This window comes from Rothia sp. 110740021-2, from assembly GCF_054263775.1.
The window spans coordinates 14,959-34,051 of record NZ_JBSZFE010000003.1 but is presented as its reverse complement, the minus strand read 5'-3'; the positions used below and the strand labels follow the sequence as shown (position 1 = coordinate 34,051).

The following is a 19,093-nucleotide window of genomic DNA, read 5'->3' as shown; positions in this document are numbered from 1 at the left end:
GCGGCATCAGCTCGGCCTGTCTTTTGGGCTAGGTCTTTTAGTGAGGTTTTAGGGGTCCGGACGGGGCCATAAACGAAGATTAACTATACCAACTGGACGGTATAGTTTCAAGCGGTTAGACTGGTACCCATGACCACCCCCAACCACCGCAAACAGCGCGCCAACAACTCCCGCGAACACATCCTCGACACCTACGTCGACCTGCTGATTCGCTCGGGAGAACGCGCCGCAACCCTCAACGCCGTCGCCACCCCCGCCAAGGTTTCCAAGGGCGGGCTACTCTACCACTTCTCATCCAAGAAGGCGCTCCTTGAAGCGCTCGCAGAACGCACCCTCACCCTGGCTGAAGAGGACTTCGCGGCAATGGAGCAGGCACCCGAGGGGGCAAGCGCCTACTACATCAATTCCTCCACGCCGGATAACACCCCGTTCGACCGTGCCCTCATTGCCCTCAGCCGCCTGGCGCAGAACAATAATGAGCTCGCCCAGCAGACCATGAGTCGCGTACAGGATGGCTGGCATGCGCTCGTTCTCGCTGAGCTGGGTGATGAACAGATTGCCCGCACCGTGCTGCTTCTGGGTGATGGCATGTACTACAACGCGGCATTCGGAGGCGACTCCGCCAGCCCGCAGAGGGCTGCAGCCATCGCGGCAGACCGTGCGGCACTCGAACGCGCCCTGCAGGTACTCAAGGCGGCGGCTCGTTAAACCACAAAAGCCACTCGACACAGCGGTTAAAGCCACAAGCTAAAACCGCTACCTCAAACCCTATTCTTCAGCGCCGGCGAGCACCCGGGGCTTAAACTGGAAGGGTACGTATCTACTCTTCAACCAAGGAGTTCCGATGATTTTCATTGCTGTAAAGTTCCCCGTCAAGCCCGAATACGCTGACCAGTGGATTGAGAAGACCCGCGCTTTCACCGAGGCAACCCGCGCCGAGGAAGGCAATAAGTTCTTCGAGTGGTCCCGCAGTGTTGAGGACCCGAACGAGTTCGTTCTGCTCGAGGCTTTCAACGACGATGCAGCTGGCCCGCACGTGAACTCTGACCACTTCCAGCAGGCTCTGAAGGACATGCGTCCGCTGCTGACTGCAACCCCGAAGATTATTTCTCGCCTGGTTGACGGCGACGGCTGGGACGCTATGGGCGAGCTGCAGATCGACTAGTCTGCACCCCTGATATGCACCTAAAACTGCATAGTTAGATGTTGCATAAGTAGACGCTAAAGCGCCTCTCCTGCCTGTTCTATTGGACAGGCAGGAGGGGTGCTTTGGCGTGTCCGGTACCTGAACTTTTCCCCTTGACACGACGCGGATGGTACCGGTTTTCGGGTCAGCGGGTGCCTTGCGTGCATTTTTACCCTATTAACCCCTTAAAATGGGTAGAGTATGCACACCTATCGATACCCATTCGCACAGGAGGTCTGAATGAGCATCGCATCCCAGCCTCTTCCCGGCGCAGTCGCCGTTGAAGAGCACAACGACGTGGACCACACCTCTGTATCCCTCGCCGTCTCGACCGTTATTCTGGCCCTGCGCCCCAAGGACAACGAAACCCACCCGACCCTGTGGCTGCCGCTGGTTCGCCGCCTCCGCGAGCCTTATAAGGGCCAGTGGGCGCTTCCTGGCGGTCCGCTCAACCCGAATCTTTCCCTCGAAGAGGCAGCGGCTTCGACCCTGAAGCGCGCAACCAACCTGCAGCCCGGCTACCTGGAGCAGCTCTACGCATTCGGCGACGTTCTGCGCACCCCCGAGGCGCGTGCCGCCCGCGTTGTGGGCGAGCCCGAACCGGCACCCGGTACTGATCACGAGCGCGTAGTTTCCGTGGTGTACTGGGCGTCGATTCCCGCCACCGAGGTCGCGAACACTCGCGTGCACGAGAACATCCGTTGGTTCCCGGTCGATGAGCTGCCCGAGCTCGCCTTCGACCACAACGAAATCATTGAGTACGCGCTCTACCGCCTGCAGAACAAGGTCGAGTACTCGCGTATTGCGCACTCTTTCTTGGGTGAGGAGTTCACCCTGGCGCAGCTGCGTGAGGTGTACGAGGCGATTCTGGGTCGCACCCTGGATCCGGCGAACTTCCGCCGCCAGATTGCGGCATCGAAGTCGATTATTGACACCGGCCGCCGCGTGGAGGGCACCCGTCACCGCCCGCCGCGCCTGTACCGTTACAACGACGCTCAGGCGTACGCGGATGCGGGTCCGCTGGGCATGTACCGCGAGCGCCACGAGGCGTAATAGCCTTTCGCGCGTTGTACGCGCGCAGATTTAATGCCTAAGATTTAACGCCTCAAAGGAGGGGTGGCACCGATTGGTGCCACCCCTCCTTTTGCGTTCTCTAAGGGGTATCGGCACTTGTCAGGAGGTTTTACGGGAGGGTGTTTGACTCAGCACCCACACAGTTTCTATGCTTGAGCCATCAGCTCTCTATCCGCGCTACCCCACCGTGAGGGTAGCCTAAGGGACTGAACATATCGATTGACCGAAGCCACCCAAGGCACGACCGGGGTGGTATTCGGAATCTAGGAGGCATCAAAGAAATGACCCACCGAGCATAAGCCCGGATCCAACAACACCAGGTCAATACGCTTTTATGCGTCCACCCCACTACCCGGGCTTACGTGTACCTACAGACCGCGCTCGGGTTTTTCATATTCTCATGCCTAACGTGCACTACGATGGCGGGAATCCGAGCACCCATTCGAAGGAACTCGGCCCATGCCACACCACATTACACTCGACCATATTTCGTATGCACATCCGGGTGAGCCCCCACTTTTCACAGACCTTTCCGCGGTATTTTCTGCGCCACTCACCGGGCTTATCGGCGATAACGGCGCCGGAAAAACTACCCTCTTCAGACTTATTCTTGGCGACATAAACCCTAGTCAAGGCATAATCAGCACCCCACCGCACATAGCGTACCTACCGCAAGATTTAGGGTTGAGTGGGCATCAGCATCTTGCCGATATTTTTGGAATTACAAAAATACTGCAGGCGCTTGATGCGCTGGAATCGGGCGAATATTCCCCCAGCCTTTACGACACCATAGGCGACGCCTGGGATATTGAAGAACGCACCCTCGTAGCCCTTGCCGAACATGGTTTTGGTCCTGCCCTCACTACGACCGATACACAGGCCCGCCGCAACCTTCTGATGCGTCCCCTTAGCACCTTTTCAGGTGGTCAGACGGTCACAGCCGCACTCACCGCGCTTCTGTATTCAGACCCAGAGTTCATTCTGCTCGACGAGCCGACGAACAACCTGGACTCCGCGGCGAAAGCCCAGCTCTTCACGACACTGGAGGCACTGCCCTGCCCGGCGCTCATTATCAGCCACGACCGCGACCTACTGGAGCGTGTAAACGTGATTGCCGAGCTTCATGCTGACCGTCAGGGGCTGGCGCATCTGCGCCTCTTCGAGGGTAACTACAGCACATACCGGCAGGCGCTGGAGACCGAGCAGCAGGCAGCTCAGCGTCGCGTGACCGAGGCGAAGAATGAGGCGCGTAAGGCTGAGCGTGAGCGTGCCGAGAACCAGATTAAGCTCGATCGCAACACTCGCCGAGGTCGCGAATTTGAGCGGTCAAAGCGGAAACCTGGCATGGCTATGGGCCTGGATAAGAACAGTTCAGAGCGCTCTGCCGGGAAACTTCACACAGCCCACGAAAGCATGGTGGCGGATGCGCGGGCGGCAGTTGGAGAAGCCCAAGAGAACCTGCGCGTTCAGGAGCGTATCTATCTGGAACTTGTTCAGGATGCGCTCCCACTGGGGCGGAAAGTACTGGAATTACATCGGGTGAAGAACGACTCTTGCGCATCTACACCGCAGAGCGCCGACATTAAGAAGGCATACACCCAAAACATCGTTTCACGTGAAACACAACCTTATAAAGTTGATTATCTGCTTCAAGTCCAAGATTTTCCCGAGGGTCTTATCCTGACCGGACCCGAACACCTGCACATCACGGGAGCAAACGGCAGTGGCAAGACTGTGCTTCTCAACGCGATAGCGCACGCAAATGACCCTGACTACCGTTCCCCAGTGCCGCCTGCGTACCAAGTGCTCTACCGTCTGGACAACACCGCATACCTGCCGCAGCGCATCATCCTCGACCCGGAGCTCACCCTCCTTGAAACCGTACAGAGGGCGAATCCCGGTGCGAGCGAACAGCATCTGCGTGACCAACTGGCGCGTCTGCTTTTCCGCCGCGAGAGCGTGCACCATAAGACCGGTGAGCTCTCCGGTGGTGAGCGGTTCCGTGCCGCGGTGGCGCAGGTGCTTCTGGCGGATCCGGTGCCGCAGCTACTCATATTGGATGAGCCGACGAATAACCTCGATATTTCCTCGGTCGATTGGCTGGTGCAGGCGCTCGAAGCCTACACCGGTGCGCTCATCGTGGTGAGCCACGATGAGGATTTTTGCCGCCGCATCCGCATTGACCGCACACTCAACCTTTCAACAAAAACTCTCGGGAAGGAACCATTCGGGGAATCAGCATGCTGAATCTTCTCCTACATGGGAGGGTGTTTGACTCAGCGCCCAGTCAGTTCCTATGCTGGAGTTCTCAGCTCTCTATCCGTGTTACCCCGCCGCAGGGGTAGCTGGCGAAGCTGAACGTATCGTTTGACCGAAGCCACCCAAGGCGCGACCGGGGTACCCTTCGGAATCTAGGAGGCATCAAAGAAATGACCCACCGAGCATAAGCCCGGACTCAGAAGAATTTTTCGCGCGCTCACGCAGCTTTTTGTGCAGGCATATTCTCTGCACACTTCCATTTTTCTGCGTGTCTCCGTCAGCGCGCACGCACCCGGGCACAGGTACATCCACCGTTACGCTCGGGTTTTTTCACGCCTTTTTTGGGGCGATCCTCTTACCGCCACGCGCTCAGCATAGGCCCCCAAACCGCCGGCACACTACTGCAACGCACCACCGTCGGAGTTTGAGAGCACCCGAGCATCCACACCTCAAGGAGCTCGTATGACACACGTACTTCAGCCGCAGGCGACCTTTCCCCGTTCCGCTTCTTCCCGCGATGCCCGCTCGCACGCCACTTCCCACATGGTTTCCCATGCAGCGGCGCACGTTAGTATCGCCCATCTACACTTTGCGCACCCGAGCCAACCTCCACTGTTTGTGGACCTTTCGGCGGTGTTTTCGGCACCTCTGACCGGGCTCATTGGCGATAATGGTTGCGGAAAAACAACCCTCATGAGGTTGATTTTGGGTGATTTGACCCCGGATTCCGGTTCTTTGGCAGCGCCGGAGCGCATGGCGTATCTACCTCAGGATTTGGGTCTGGACCGGGAGCAGACCCTCGCTGAGCTCTGCGGAATCACCGAGATTCTGTGGGCACTGCAGGCGGTGGAATCCGGCGAATACTCCCCCGAACTCTACGAGACCATCGGGGATAACTGGGATGTTGAGGAGCGCACCCTGGCGGATCTTGCAACCTACGGTTTCACCCCGGCGACCGTGGTTGATCGCGACAACCCGGAGGCTGTTCGCGCGCTCTTTGCCCGTAGCATGCGCAGTTTTTCCGGTGGCGAGGCGGTCATTGCCGCACTTGCCTCACTGATGGTTTCTAATCCCGAGTTCATTCTGTTGGATGAGCCGACCAACAACCTGGACTCCGCGGCGAAGGCTCAGCTCTTCGCCGCGTTGGAGGCGCTACCCTGCCCGGCACTCATCATCAGCCATGATCGCGATCTGCTGGAGCGTGTAAACGTGATTGCGGAGCTTCACGCCGACCGCCAGGGGCTGGCGCATCTGCGTCTCTTTGAAGGTAACTACAGCACCTACCGGCAGGCGCTGGACACCGAGCAGCAGGCGGCTCAGCGTCGCGTGACCGAGGCGAAGAACCGGGTGCGTTCGGCGCATCGCGAGTGGGTGCATGCGCAAGAGATTATCTCGAAGAACATGGCGCAGGTCTGGAAGGACGACCAGCCGGATACAATTCTAGACCTGGCAAAGGATGCCTCACGTCAGGCGGCGGCGAAGCTTCGCGGGCTGCGCGTCGGCAAGCAGGAACAGGCTCAGGAGGCATACCAGAAGGCTCAGGATGAGGTGCGCGTGCAGGAGAAGATCTACGCCGAACTGAGCCAGCAGCCCCTACCCGCGGGTCGCAAGGTACTGGAGCTGCACCGGGTTGATGCCCGGCAGGTTTCACGTGAAACATTCACGGTTCAGCAACCCACCAAGGTTGATTCTCTGCATTTTTTGCCCGCCAAGGCAGATAGCGAGAACCAACAGGGAACCCCGGCGGAGCACCCCGAGCACCTGATTCTCAGCGGCCCCGAGCACCTGCGCATCACCGGCGCAAACGGCAGCGGCAAGACCACCCTCCTTGAGGCAATTGCCCACGCCGGCGACCCGGAGTACCGCTCCCCCGTGCAGCCCGCCTACCGCGTCGGCTACTGCCTCGAGGGGGCGTACATTCCTCAGCGCATCACCCTCGACCCGCAGCTGACCCTCCTGCAGTGCGTGCAGCGGGCTAACCCTGGCGTGAGCGAACAGCATCTGCGTGACCAACTGGCGCGTCTGCTTTTCCGCCGCGAGAGCGTGCACCATAAGACCTGTGAGCTCTCCGGTGGTGAGCGGTTCCGTGCCGCAGTGGCGCAGGTGCTTCTGGCGGATCCGGTGCCGCAGCTACTCATATTGGATGAGCCGACGAATAACCTCGATATTTCTTCGGTGGATTGGCTGGTGCAGGCACTCGAAGCCTACACCGGTGCGCTCATCGTGGTGAGCCACGATGAGGATTTCTGCCGCCGCATCCGCATTGACCGCACGCTGGCGCTCTAGGGTTCTGCACCCAACCCCGCGGGGCAGCATCTGAATACAACGAACGGGTGCCCGGCACCTCCGAATATGGAGGCGCCGGACACCCGTTTCAGTTATCTCACCGCGGCTACTTCACCGCGCTGACGAAAACTTAGATTAGAGAACCAGGCCCTTGGTCTGGGACACTGCACGCTCGAAGCGAGCCTGAACATCTGCCCAGTTCACAATGTTCCAGAATGCCTTGACGTAGTCGCCCTTAACGTTCTGGTAGTCCAGGTAGAATGCGTGCTCCCACATGTCCAGCTGCAGAACGGGGATCAGTGCGACGGAGATGTTGCCCTGCTGATCGTAGAGCTGCTCGATGATGAGGCGCTTGCCAACGGTGTCCCATGCGAGGATTGCCCAGCCGGAGCCCTGAATGGTCAGTGCAACGTTGGTGAAGTGCTCACGGAACTTGTCGAAGGAGCCGAAGAACTCGTCGATTGCTGCTGCCAGCTCGCCGGTGGGCTTGTCGCCACCCTCGGGGGACAGGTTGTTCCAGAAGATGGAGTGGTTAGTGTGGCCACCCAGGTTGAACGCCAGGTCCTTGGAGAGCTTGGAGACGTTGCCGTATGCACCGTTCTCGCGTGCCTCTGCCAGCTGCTCGAGAGCTGCGTTAGCGCCTGCAACGTATGCTGCGTGGTGCTTGTCGTGGTGCAGCTCCATGATCTTTGCGGAGATGTGGGGCTCGAGCGCCGCGTAGTCGTAGGGGAGCTCGGGGAGGGTGTACTTTTCAGCCATGATGATGCCTTTCATTAGAATGCTTGGCTTGTATTAAAGATTACCAGCGTAGCGTTTACTTTACTTTTCACGAGTTGGGGAGCGTCACATGTGCACACCAACCCGCACGAGCCTGTGGATTTTAGGTCGAAACTTTTCCCCACACCTGTGGATAACCCTGTATATCAACCATTTTTTCAGGCTTGGCACCCTATTTTGCCCTGAAATAACAGGATATGCACTCATATGAATAACAGTGCTGTAAGTTCTCCACATTGTGGATAACTACTGTGGATAACACCTCTTTTTGGGGATGCGCGGGGGATAAACTGCAGGATTTTCGCTTTCATTCAGGGCGTTTTTCCTTCTACTAGCCAAAATTTTGGACGCCGATAGGGACGCTGAGCGGTCTTATATACCCCTTTACACCAGAGACGGTGGATTAAGTGCACAGGGTTATCCACAGGTGTGGAAAATTTGGCATTCCGCGAATTTAAAGGTAAAAAGATCTTCTGTTTAAGAACTTACCCTCGGTTTTAATGGCTTCAAAAGCCTGTAATTACAAGAATTTTTCTGCAGATCTCTTAAATTGCACCCGCGACGAGCCTCAGGTCTGCTCCGCCAAATCACACGGGTGTAAGTTCTCCACACTGTGGATAACCCCTGTGGATATTATTCTTAGCACGATACGGGGCAACAATACAGTAGGTACGCAGCGTAGCCACACTGTATAGATACGCAACAGCACAGGTGTTTGCACCTCCTCGTACCCCCTCCCACGGCTCGTGCAGCCCTCTTGCTGGCGCCGATATGAAGGCAAAGAAAAAGAGCATCCGACCGTTGGATGCTCTTAGGAGTGAGTTGATAGAAATTTCAGTTAAAAATATACGGTACGGCATGCAGCCCAACCACGAACTGCATCCGCACCGCACATCCGTCGGTAGAAATACGAGTTACTCGTACACCAACGACAATCACCGATAAATAGAGAGTCGAACCTATCGAAGCGAGCTTCCGGTCTCGCCTCGGAGGCTTCCTTCGACCCCGTTATTTAATTAGTGTACATGTTTTCATTACGGTTGCAAAGCTAAAACCGAGATTTTTAAAAATTTTGTTATCATTTCGTTATTTTTCACACTTGGCAAGCTCTTTGCACCCCTCAGAATTTTCACCCAACTCCCTAAAACCCTTGATATTCCGCGGAAGTTAGCTCAATATGCGAGTAGGCTTCTTGGTATGTTCTCCTCTATACTTGTACCGGAAATCTTTATAAATATGCCGTGGAACACTCATGTATCTAAGGTTTTTTGCAACCGCCGCGTGCAAAAAAGATACCCCTAGCACCCTTCAAAAAATTAGCACTAAAGTGTCAACCATTACTTGACCGCACCAATTTAGGGTTACCGGCCATACCTTTCGCTACAATGGGTGCCAGCACACCACACCTCCCCCTATAAGGGAGCCCCATATCCGATAAAAGAGGAACGATCCCGTGTCCACACCAACCACATCTGCGCAGCGGTCCGAAAATACCGCACACAGCGAATCCACCCAATGGCTCTCCCCGCAAGAGCGAGAAGGCTGGCTCTTTATCAGCTCCATCATCTTCACCCTCACACGCAAGCTAGAGAATCAGCTACAAACCGAGGCTGGCATTAGCTTTGTTGAATACATGGTACTCGCAATGCTCTCCGAGTCTAGGGATCATTCCCTGACCATGACCGAGCTGGCAATTACTACCAATACCCTCCCCGCCCGCCTCTCCCGCGTCGTGGCACGATTGGAGAAGGGCGGCTACGTCCGTCGCTCTCTCAGTACAGAAGACCGCCGTGTCAGCATCTGCCACCTGCTCCCCGCAGGCGAGCAGAAGGTGCGGGAGGTAGCACCCAGCCACGTACATGAAGTCCGCCGCCAGATTTTCGACCACCTTACGACCGAGCAGGTTGAGCACCTTGCAGAAATTGGCGAGTCGGTCCTCGGTAACACCCCTTCAAACATCATCTCGATTGACGCACTAAAGCGCGGAGACTACCCCGCCGAATAACCTCCTCCGCTCTGGGTAAGATCGGCCCCTGGTAAGAGTTGAGAAAATCAGAGATAAGGCATATTCCCCACCGGGAACGAGCCTTATCTCTTTAACAGCCCCGTGGAAGCGCGAGAACCATGGCACGCGCAGCCCCTAAAAACCGCCTCAAGTCGCCTGGGGTACCGCTATCTGCGAAGAATTTTAAAAAATTTTTGCGGTATCACGTACCGCTTTGAAATATCGAATGATCGGCTACCGGGCACAGGGGCACCATGTATGCATGCGGGATATTGGGGTATCTCATGCGGCTTTAAACCGCGAAATCTCAAGGAAACACGCCCAATACCACCCATCCCCAAGGAGGTATTCAGGTTACCCACACTAAGGGTTATGGCGACAATATGTCAGGGGTACCTCATCTACCCCACCGATTAGCCTTTTCTCTCTGTACACGCAACAGAGCACCCCGTACGATAAATATCAACAGGTTGCACCGCGCCATCCGGCACTCAGAAGCAATCACCATATAAGGAGAAACCATATGTCTAAGTCTTTCTACGACCTGCTGAGCGAACAGATTGGTCACGAGTTCGCAGCATCTCACCAGTACCTGTCCATGGCTATCTGGCTCGACGGTGAGGACCTGCCCCAGCTGGCTAAGTTCTTCTACCAGCAGTCCCTCGAAGAGCGCGAGCACGCACTCATGATGGTTCAGTACAAGCTGGACCGCGGCCACAAGGTCGAGATCCCCGCTGTTCCCGCTGTCAAGAACGACTTCGAGAACGTTCAGGAAATCGTTGACATGTCCCTGGCACAGGAGAAGGTCGTCACCGGTCAGATCGAGGCACTGTTCTCCGCAGCACGCGCTGAGAACTACGCACTGGGCGAACAGTTCATCCTCTGGTTCCTCAAGGAGCAGGTCGAGGAAGTCGCCACCATGGAAACCCTTGTAACCGTCGTAAAGCGCGCCAACGGCAACCTCTTCGACCTCGAAAACTACGTCGCACGCGAGCTGTCAGACGACCACGGCCAGGAGTCCGGAGCACCCGCCATCGCAGGCGCATAATCTCGCATTCGCGCGACTAGAGCACTAGTCGAACACGCAGAATACTAAGCGTTCCGCCCTCACCGCACCACGCGGCGAGGGCGGAACGCTTATACATATACGCTATGAAAGCACACCGCGGTGCACCGTCCAGGAGCTAAAAGCCGCCAGAAGCTACTCGAATACTCATACAGCGCAGAGTAAACTTAAAAGCCTTAGATGCCGCATAATATCGCGGCAGAAAGAGGAGAGAATGACTCACACCAATCCAGATACCCTCAGCCGCGGCTCATATAGCAACTCACGCCGCGTAGCCGATATTCTGCGTGCAGAATCCGTCGGTGGTACCGTACTGTTGATTGCGACGGTGCTGGCAGTAGTACTTGCCAACACCCCCGCATCCACCTTCTACTTTGGTCTGCGAGACACCGTTGTTGGCCCGGTCATCCCCGGCTTCAACCACCTGCAGATGAGCCTCGGTACCTGGGCAGCAGACGGTCTGCTCGTAGTCTTCTTCTTCCTCACCGGTCTGGAGCTGAAGAAAGAATTCGTGACCGGTGACCTCAAGTCACCGTCCACCGCTATTGTGCCGATTGCGGCTGCTTTCGGTGGCGTTGTGGTGCCCGCAATTATCTACACGGCCTTTAACCTCGGTAACCCCACCGCTCTGCACGGTTGGGCTATCCCCACCGCAACCGATATTGCGTTTGCGGTGTCCGTTCTCGCCGCTGTGGGCACCTTCCTACCCTCGGCGATGCGTGTCTTCCTGCTGACCCTGGCTGTGGTCGACGACCTGATTGCAATCTGCATTATCGCAATCTTCTACACCAATAACTTCCACGGCGAGTACCTGCTCTTCGCACTGATTCCCCTCGCCCTTTTCGCGTTCATTGCCTACCGTGGTGAGACCATCTTGCACCTAAAGCCACTGGCTGCCTGGCTGCTGCTTCTGCCCCTGGGTATTATCACCTGGGCGCTCTTCCTTGAGTCCGGTATTCACGCGACCATTTCTGGTGTGGTTCTGGGCTTCCTGGTGCCGGTGAAGATGTCCGCTCGCTCTAAGGCAGCCGAGGCTGAGCACGGTCTTGCGGAGGTGCTGGAGCACCGCTTCCGTCCCCTCTCTACCGGCATCTGCGTACCCATCTTCGCGTTCTTCAGCGCGGGTGTGGCTGTGGGCGGTTTTGAAGGCCTCGGACGCGCCCTCACCGACTCCGTGGCGGTCGGCATTATGGTTGCGCTGGTTGCCGGTAAGACCATCGGTATTTTCGGCACCACCTGGCTCGTAACTCGCTTCAAGAACGCTAACCTCGATCCGGATGTCGCCTGGATTGACGTGGTCGGTCTGGCTGCAACCGCTGGTATCGGTTTCACCGTGTCCCTGCTGGTGGCTGAGCTATCCTTCCCGCATGGCTCCCCGCACACCGAGGATGCAAAGATTGCGATTCTTGTCGGCTCTGTTCTGGCTGCCATTGTGGGCGCGGCTATCCTATCTCGCCGTAACAAGCACTACCGCGCCCTAGCCGAGAAGGAAACCTTGGACGCTGACGACAACGGCATCCCCGACGTCTTCGAAGGCACCTACCGTGACCCGAAGACTGAAGCCTAGCAAGAAATCCTAAGGTCCAGAACCTTCTTACACCCCAATGACCCGCTGATCATGATGTCTTACCGCGCTACCTCACGTCGCCGTACAGAACGAGTAGGGCAGGCACCCGTGCCTCCCTCAAGGTATGCAGAGATATCAGCACGCGTGGTCATTGGGGTGTATTCTTTTGCCGCGCTTCTGACCACGTTTGCGTGGATTATCTCTCCGCTGCGACACGGTTGAGGCTTCACCTGGTGGGAAGTCACCGCAGACCTGTTGAATATCCCATCCACTCACACTCTGCCCAGTGCTATTACGATGATTGTGCTGGTTTCTGGGCTGATTGTGCGCAAGCGCGCTGCCCTCATTGCCATCATCGTTTTTCAGCTGCTGGGCGCGCTGATTGCGACCCATAGCGCTTTTACACTGGTGTTCCCCGCGAGGATTATGCCTAAGGAGCGTATTTTCTCCTCAACGGTCAACATGCGCTCCATCGTGTTTGCGTGTGCGCTGGTGCCGTTCCTTTTTTCGATTCGTTCGGCGTTCCCGGCACGCATTGGTCGCCTCTCGTGAGCGGGTGCGGCTGCTACGGCAGCCGGCGGTATTCTGCTGACCATTTTGGTGCTCTGGTATCTCTGCCGTATTGGTGTGTGGGAACCGTTGCGTTCGGTTGCCCGTGGGAGTTGCTGATGCACGGTATGGGTATTGAGCGTACCCATCCCGGTGTTTGGTCTGCTGATGTGGTGGGTTTCTTGGCCTCTTTCGGTTACAGTGCTTCGCTGGTTGCGGCGCTGAGCATCAGCGAGGCTGGCGCGCGCCTATTAACCGTGCGGGTCTATCGATTATTCAGATGGGTGAGGAGGCGGTCCTTGAGACGGATCGTCTCACGCTCAATGACACATCGATGTTACTGGTGCGTCAGGCGGTTCAGCGTGTGCGCCGTGGCGGGTATACAGCGCTGATACGTCGCTTTACGGAGCTGGATGAGCAGCAGCATCAGCAGGTTGCGGAGGGTATTTCGGCGTCGCGTCTGTATCATTTCAATCTGAAGTTTGCCCCGTTGTGGGTTCCTCATTTTTTGGCGACGGAGCCGACGTTGGCGATGGTGAATGTTATGTTTGCTGCGGGCATGGCGGAGGGCTTTTTACCGAATCTGTCGGCACGCCGTTTACAGGATCAGAAGCAGGTTCTTTCTACAGGTGAGTTGGATGCTCTTCACCAGATGCAACTCGCTACTGTGGAAGAGCTTCCTGAAGTGTCGCGTAGCGATTAGACTCAGCATCGTCTGCGCCACTTGGAGGCGCTACGCGCAGCGGGCATGGAGCCGTATCCGCTGGGTGGTGATAAGGGCGGTACTAGTGTATTTGTGTTGGGTGTCCAAAATGCCCTGCGTATATTCTCTTCTATAAATATTCCAGATTCAGAATTTATTGTTTCCGGTCGTGTTCGCACGCTTTGTAAGCACAGCGGAGTCCTCTTTGTAACCCTTGTTGAAGAGGGTGAAACCATGCAGGTTGTCATAGAGCGTAGCTTGGTGGGCGAGCGTTTGCTAAGCCTCGCCTCCCGCAACCTGGATACGGGCGACATCATCACCGTGCGGGGCACCTACGGGGCGAGCCGTAACGGCACTGAATCGCTGATTGCCTCCACCTGGCATATGGCGTCGAAGAGTCTGCACCCCATCCCCTTTGACTCCTTTACTGACCCCGAGGCGCGTCTGCGTCGCCCGTTCCACGGACCTGTTGGTGCATCCAGATCAGATTCAGAATCTGCGCCTGCGCACTGCGGTGATTAAGGCGTTACGTGCCCGTTTGGATGCGGAGGGTTTCCTTGAGGTGGAGACCCCGATTCTGCATACGGTGCACGGTGGTGCGAGCGCGCATCCTTTCCGCACGTATATCAATGCCTATGGTGAGGATTTGACGCTGCGTATTGCGCCAGAACTGTATCTGAAGCGTCTGGTGGTGGGCGTAGCGGTCCGGTGTATGAGCTGGGTCGTGATTTCCGTAATGAGGGTGCTGATGCGACCCATAATCCGGAGTTTACGGTGCTTGAGTCGTATCATCCGTATGCGGATTATGTGCAGATGCGGTAGTTGATGGAGCATCTGATTAAGGATGCCGCACAGGCGGTGTTTGGTTCGGTGTCGTTGCCACTGGGTCATAAGGCTTCGAGCGAGCACACGGTATCTGATGTGTCGGGTCCGTGGCATGTGGTGTCGGTGTGTGATGCCCTGTCGGAGGCACTGGGTCGCCGTGTGGATGTGCAGACAGATTTTGAGGAGTTGCTGGCTTTAGCGCAGCAGCACGGTGTGCGTGTTCATGAGGGTACGGGTCCGGGAGCCATCGTTGAGGAGCTGTATGGTGAGCTGGTTGAGGCGCATACAGTGGAGCCGACGTTCTATACGGATTTCCCTGCGGAGACGAGTCTGCTTGCGGCACCGCATCGTAGTGTTCCGGGTTTGGCGGAGCGTTGGGATTTGGTGATCAATGGCATGGAGATAGGCTGTGAATATTCCAAATTGGCGGATCCTCTGGTGCAGCGTGAGCACCTGACGGAACAGTCGTTGAAGGCGGCTGCGGGTGACCTGGAGGCGATGGAGGTGGATGAGGATTTCCTGTACGCCTTGGAGACGGGTATGCCGCCGACGGGTGGTTTGGGTCTGGGTGTGAACCGTTTGGTGATGCTGTTGGCTCAGACGCAGATTCGTGGGGTATTGTCGTTCCCGTTTGTGAAGCCTGAGTGTTCATAGTCCCGGCCGATACCCCCCGTTTATTCGCTAAGCCCGGTGCGAGGTTTTGCGCCTTGTGCCGGGCTTTTTGCGCCCACCCCACTAGTATTGGTGGAACCCTCACGGAGCCTATATTTACTCTGCCCGTATATTAAGTATTCGTTACATTTTGCGTTTGACCCCTTTTTTAAGTTGCTCCGTGAGGGTTGCGCATCCCACAATGAGGTGACTAATTATGCGGAGTATATTTGACTCCGCTGCGCGGCGTGAGTCCGCACCACCCAGCAATGTAACCCACACGTTGTCCCTCTTCCGGGTTTGAGCGTGCGGGCTTTTTGCTTTCAAGATTGGAGTACCGAGTGGATTTTCTTCTGAATATCATCGGGGATATTAATACGCATACTGCAGGGCTAACTTCCTCCGTGGATGCTGTGCAGAACTGGATGTGGAGTAATTTCCTCTACTACGCTCTGATTGCGGCTGGTCTGTACATTACAATTCGTACTCGCGGCGTGCAATGGCGTTCCATTAAGGAAATGATTCGTGTCTTGGGTGACCCGGTTGCTCGTGAGGCTGACGGCAAGAAGAGTATTTCTTCGTTCCGTGCGTTTACTGTTTCGGCGGCTTCTCGTGTGGGTACCGGTACTGTTGCGGGTGTTGCTCTGGCTATTGCTATGGGCGGCCCGGGTGCTGTGTTCTGGATGTGGGTTATTGCTGCTGTTGGTGCAGCTTCTGCTTTCGCGGAGTCCCTTCTGGGTCAGCTATACAAGGAGCGCGGTAAGGATTCCTATATTGGTGGTCCGGCGTACTACATGAAGCGCGGTTTGAATGCTCGTTGGATGGGTTACATCTTCGTGGCGTTCATTGTGGTCACTTATGCGTTTGTGTTTGTGGCGGTTCAGACGAATGCTGTGGTGGATGCTACGGCGAACTCGTTCAACATTGATGTTTCGGGTACTAATTCGATGGGCTTCCGAATCACTATTGGTCTGATTATGGTGGCGCTGACTGGGGCTATTATTTTCGGTGGTATTCGCGCGATTTCTTCGGTGACTGAGTGGCTGGTTCCGATTATGGCGGTGCTGTATCTGTTGCTGGGCCTACTGGTTGTTCTACTGAACATCACTGAGGTTCCGAATATGCTGCTGATGATTTTCCAGGGTGCTTTCGGCATTAAGGAGTTCGTAACCGGTGGCGCGATGGGTGCCGTAATTTGGGGTATGAAGCGTGGTCTGCTGACTAACGAGGCGGGTATGGGTACTGCTCCGAACGCTGGTGCGACCGCTACTATTTCTCACCCGGCTAAGCAGGGTTATGTGCAGACTCTGGGTGTTTACTTTGACACGATGATGGCGTGTACTGTGACTGCGTTTATTGTTCTGCTATCGAACCCGACCTATGGTGATCGTTCTCGTGGTGCGTCGCTGACTCAGTCGGCGCTGGCTATGCAGCTCGGTGACTGGGCGGTTCACTTCTTGACGATTGCGATTTTCATGTTTGCGTTCTCCACTGTGATTGGTAACTACTACTACGGTGAGTCGAATATACGTTTCGTGACTGAGCGTAAGCTGCCGATGAATATTTTCCGCGTGCTAGTTCTGGTGTTCGTGTTCTTCGGTGCAATTTCTTCACTGGATCTGGTATGGACTACCGCGGATATGCTGAATGCCGGCATGGTGATTGTGAACTTGACGGCGGTTCTGTTGATGACTCCGCAGGTTGTTGCGGTGTTGAAGAACTATGAGGCTCAGCGTAAGGCTGGTTTGGAGCCGATTTTTAAGGCTTCGGATATGCCTGAGTTGAAGAATCTTGCGGCGTGGGATGGCACCGATGAGGTGACTACCCGTGAGTTCTGGGCTGAGTATGACGCGAAGACTGCTGAGCGTCGTGCTGCTAAGAAGGCCAAGAAGGCTAAGCGCTAGTTTATAAGCCTCGTATAGGCTTTATGGAGGGTCCGTCCTGCTGTGTGCGGGGTGGACCCTTTTTGTGTACCTGAGGCGTATATGAGGCACCCATCAGGGTGGGCTCTGCGCGCCTCCTCGGACTGTTCTGAGGGCCTGGGGGCTCCTCATGGCTCTGTATGCTTAGGGAGGATGTTAGGAGGACTTATGGCTTGGAATACTGTACTGGAGCTGGTGGTCACCATCGTGTTTCTGGCTGGTATTGCGTTGGCGCTACTGTGCTTGGTGACGATTCATCGGAATCTATATTTTTCTGAGGTGCAGAAGTTGAAGTGGCTTTTGCTGGTGTTGTGCCTGCCGTATGTGGGTCCGGTGACGTGGTTGTTGCGTGCGCGTTTGGAACGTATTGACCGGGAACATGCTGAACACGAGCGTATGGCGCGGGAGCAGGGTTCTGAGGCTGCTTCCGATGGAGTGTCCGATCGCGCCTCGGAGGCTCCCTCTGAACCCTCCACCACCTTAAAGTAATAAAGGTCACACTCACTCAATTGGACAGTACCGCATGCAGTCCGTATAGTTTTATGTGTTGCCTACGGTGATACACCGTGAGACACATGCGCGAGTGGCGGAATAGGCAGACGCGCACGGTTCAGGTCCGTGTGCCCGTGAGGGCGTGGGGGTTCAACTCCCCCCTCGCGCACCAACGATCCCCGGTTCGAAAGAACCGGGGATTTTTTCATATCCATAACCATTTCCCCGCTAAATGACGGGGTTCCAGAGCGATCGCGAGTGCATCACCTAAAATAGAATCGGGTGTGTTCTTTCACAGGGCACACAGCTAACGCACAGACACGCTCGTTAAACTAAGCCTTTCGGATAAAGACCGTTTGCGCGGTCTGTTCCTCGGAATGGTCGTTGAGAAGGAGGCGGCATGAAGTTTTTCGACAAGCTGGGAAAGCTGGAGCAAGGCATCGGTCGCACTGTCGGCCTTTCCAAGGGCTTCGGCACCTTTGCGAAGGCGGATGTTGCTAACCGCGTCCGTATCATGATGGATGACGAGTCCTATGTGGACGGCAGTGGCCGCACTATGGCTCCTAATGTCTATACTCTCCGTTTCGCACCGGTTGATTTCCCTCGCCTACGCGAGTGGGGCAACCCGTTCGCTGTTGAGCTGTGCGATTTGGCAATTTCGCACGCCCGCGCGCAGGGTTACACCCTGATTGGTGCAGTTCGCGTGACGTTCAACGTTCTTGATTCTCTCTCTGAGGGCGAGTTTGAGGTTGTTGCGACCTTCGAGCCGTTCTCTGTGCCGGAGGCTCCGGCATCCCCGTCTTTGCGTGGTGCTACTAACTATGCACCGGTGCGTCCGCCGCGTGAGTCTTCTTTGCCGACCCGCATTACGAAGCCGGCTGCTCAGCCGCCTCAGCCCCCGCAGCCTGCACAGTTGCAGACTCCTGTGGGTCGCCCAAGCATGCCTGTACCGCCCCCTGCAGCGGGTATTCCCCGTTTCTTCTTGGAGATTGAGGGTCGCATGCACCCGGTGGATCGTCTGCCATTTGTGCTGGGCCGCGGTTCTGATGCTGATCTTCGTCTGGATGATAAGGGCGTTTCTCGCCGTCACCTGCAGCTTTCGATGCAGGGTGGTGCGGTGGTCGCCTCCGATATGGGTTCTACTAATGGCACGCTGATTAATGGGGCGCCTTTACGTGCACCCGTGATGCTGGCGAACGGTTCACTGCTTCGCATGGGTAATACCCGCATCATTTTCCATAGTTCGACCGGAGGTGCCCGTTAATGGCGTCCGAACTGACTGTTACTATCCTTCGTTACGCTTTTCTGGCGCTCATCTGGTTCTTTGTTTTCCTGGTGGTTTCGGCTGCTCGCCGTGACCTTGGTTTGGGTAAGAACTATCGTGCAGCGCCGGTTAATGCGGTTCCGGAGGCTACCCATATTGCGCCTCCGCCGGCTCGTCCTTCGCAGCTTGTGATTACTACGGGGGTGCAGGCTGGCGCGATGATGCAGCTGGGTGATCACCCGATTATTATTGGTCGCGCTAATGACATTGAGGTGTCTCTGCAGGATGATTACGCCTCTGGCCGCCATGCGCGTCTGTTTCCTCAGGGTTCCCGCTGGTTCCTGGAGGATTTGAATTCTACTAATGGCACGTTCGTCAATAGCGAGCGTCTGACTCGTGCGACCGCGATTGAGCCCGGTGATGATTTCCGCGTTGGCGGTACCACCATGCAGTTGAGGGGCTAGTGT

16 protein-coding genes, 1 tRNA gene and 2 pseudogenes are annotated in these 19,093 nt (G+C 56.2%); 18 read left to right on the top strand and 1 reads right to left on the bottom strand.

Features of this window, described 5'->3' with window-relative positions:
- Positions 1-129: 129 nt before the first annotated feature.
- The 5 genes from ACUXHH_RS07445 (at position 130) to ACUXHH_RS07425 (ending at position 6,805) form a co-directional block, all read left to right on the top strand.
- Complete coding sequence (locus ACUXHH_RS07445; RefSeq protein ID WP_012904343.1) at positions 130-708, top strand: TetR/AcrR family transcriptional regulator; 579 nt, start codon at positions 130-132, stop codon at positions 706-708.
- Between the two features lie 136 nt (positions 709-844).
- Positions 845-1,165: a putative quinol monooxygenase gene (locus tag ACUXHH_RS07440; protein ID WP_070824786.1), complete on the top strand. Its 321-nt coding sequence runs from the start codon at positions 845-847 to the stop codon at positions 1,163-1,165.
- Between the two features lie 261 nt (positions 1,166-1,426).
- On the top strand, positions 1,427-2,239 hold the full coding sequence (locus ACUXHH_RS07435) for an NUDIX hydrolase (RefSeq protein WP_070629352.1): 813 nt from the start codon (positions 1,427-1,429) through the stop codon (positions 2,237-2,239).
- A gap of 480 nt (positions 2,240-2,719) precedes the next feature.
- Entirely contained in the window at positions 2,720-4,507 is a 1,788-nt protein-coding gene (locus tag ACUXHH_RS07430) for an ATP-binding cassette domain-containing protein (protein WP_279741589.1), read from the top strand.
- Positions 4,508-4,981: 474 nt separating this feature from the next.
- Positions 4,982-6,805 (top strand): ATP-binding cassette domain-containing protein, encoded by a 1,824-nt coding sequence (locus ACUXHH_RS07425; RefSeq protein WP_458391154.1) that lies wholly within the window; start codon positions 4,982-4,984, stop codon positions 6,803-6,805.
- A gap of 135 nt (positions 6,806-6,940) precedes the next feature.
- Here ACUXHH_RS07425 and ACUXHH_RS07420 read toward each other — a convergent pair whose 3' ends face one another.
- Positions 6,941-7,564 (bottom strand): superoxide dismutase, encoded by a 624-nt coding sequence (locus tag ACUXHH_RS07420; RefSeq protein WP_279789639.1) that lies wholly within the window; start codon positions 7,562-7,564, stop codon positions 6,941-6,943.
- 1,471 nt (positions 7,565-9,035) lie between these two features.
- Here ACUXHH_RS07420 and ACUXHH_RS07415 point away from each other — a divergent pair.
- From ACUXHH_RS07415 to ACUXHH_RS07355, 13 genes and pseudogenes are all read left to right on the top strand, one after another.
- Positions 9,036-9,587, top strand: a complete 552-nt coding sequence (locus ACUXHH_RS07415) for a MarR family winged helix-turn-helix transcriptional regulator (protein WP_279741595.1) — start codon at positions 9,036-9,038, stop codon at positions 9,585-9,587.
- A 523-nt stretch (positions 9,588-10,110) separates the two neighbouring features.
- On the top strand, positions 10,111-10,635 hold the full coding sequence (locus ACUXHH_RS07410; RefSeq protein ID WP_279755202.1) for a ferritin: 525 nt from the start codon (positions 10,111-10,113) through the stop codon (positions 10,633-10,635).
- 232 nt (positions 10,636-10,867) lie between these two features.
- Positions 10,868-12,220 carry a Na+/H+ antiporter NhaA gene (nhaA, locus tag ACUXHH_RS07405; protein ID WP_279741599.1) on the top strand — a complete coding sequence of 451 codons (1,353 nt, stop codon included), beginning with the start codon at positions 10,868-10,870 and terminating at the stop codon, positions 12,218-12,220.
- Positions 12,221-12,475: 255 nt separating this feature from the next.
- Positions 12,476-12,772, top strand: coding sequence for a hypothetical protein (locus tag ACUXHH_RS07400; RefSeq protein WP_279789643.1), 297 nt, complete (start codon positions 12,476-12,478; stop codon positions 12,770-12,772).
- Positions 12,773-13,049: 277 nt separating this feature from the next.
- On the top strand, positions 13,050-13,472 hold the full coding sequence (locus ACUXHH_RS07395; protein ID WP_279789645.1) for a phosphatidylglycerol lysyltransferase domain-containing protein: 423 nt from the start codon (positions 13,050-13,052) through the stop codon (positions 13,470-13,472).
- A 234-nt stretch (positions 13,473-13,706) separates the two neighbouring features.
- A complete protein-coding gene (locus ACUXHH_RS07390) occupies positions 13,707-13,994 on the top strand; it encodes a hypothetical protein (protein WP_458391153.1) in 288 nt (95 codons plus the stop codon).
- Positions 13,945-14,109 (top strand): annotated as a pseudogene (locus tag ACUXHH_RS07385) (amino acid--tRNA ligase-related protein); the annotation flags it as partial. The gene ACUXHH_RS07390 and the pseudogene ACUXHH_RS07385, both read left to right, overlap by 50 nt.
- 71 nt (positions 14,110-14,180) lie before the next feature.
- Positions 14,181-14,951, top strand: a pseudogene (locus tag ACUXHH_RS07380) (amino acid--tRNA ligase-related protein).
- A 338-nt stretch (positions 14,952-15,289) separates the two neighbouring features.
- Positions 15,290-16,852 (top strand): alanine/glycine:cation symporter family protein, encoded by a 1,563-nt coding sequence (locus ACUXHH_RS07375; protein ID WP_279741606.1) that lies wholly within the window; start codon positions 15,290-15,292, stop codon positions 16,850-16,852.
- A 186-nt stretch (positions 16,853-17,038) separates the two neighbouring features.
- On the top strand, positions 17,039-17,359 hold the full coding sequence (locus tag ACUXHH_RS07370; RefSeq protein ID WP_458391152.1) for a PLDc N-terminal domain-containing protein: 321 nt from the start codon (positions 17,039-17,041) through the stop codon (positions 17,357-17,359).
- Positions 17,360-17,447: 88 nt separating this feature from the next.
- Positions 17,448-17,534 (top strand) — tRNA-Leu (locus ACUXHH_RS07365).
- Between the two features lie 228 nt (positions 17,535-17,762).
- Positions 17,763-18,626 (top strand): DUF3662 and FHA domain-containing protein, encoded by an 864-nt coding sequence (locus ACUXHH_RS07360; RefSeq protein WP_279741609.1) that lies wholly within the window; start codon positions 17,763-17,765, stop codon positions 18,624-18,626.
- On the top strand, positions 18,626-19,090 hold the full coding sequence (locus ACUXHH_RS07355; RefSeq protein ID WP_279741610.1) for an FHA domain-containing protein FhaB/FipA: 465 nt from the start codon (positions 18,626-18,628) through the stop codon (positions 19,088-19,090). The genes ACUXHH_RS07360 and ACUXHH_RS07355 overlap by 1 nt, the downstream gene beginning before the upstream one ends.
- Positions 19,091-19,093: the final 3 nt, after the last annotated feature.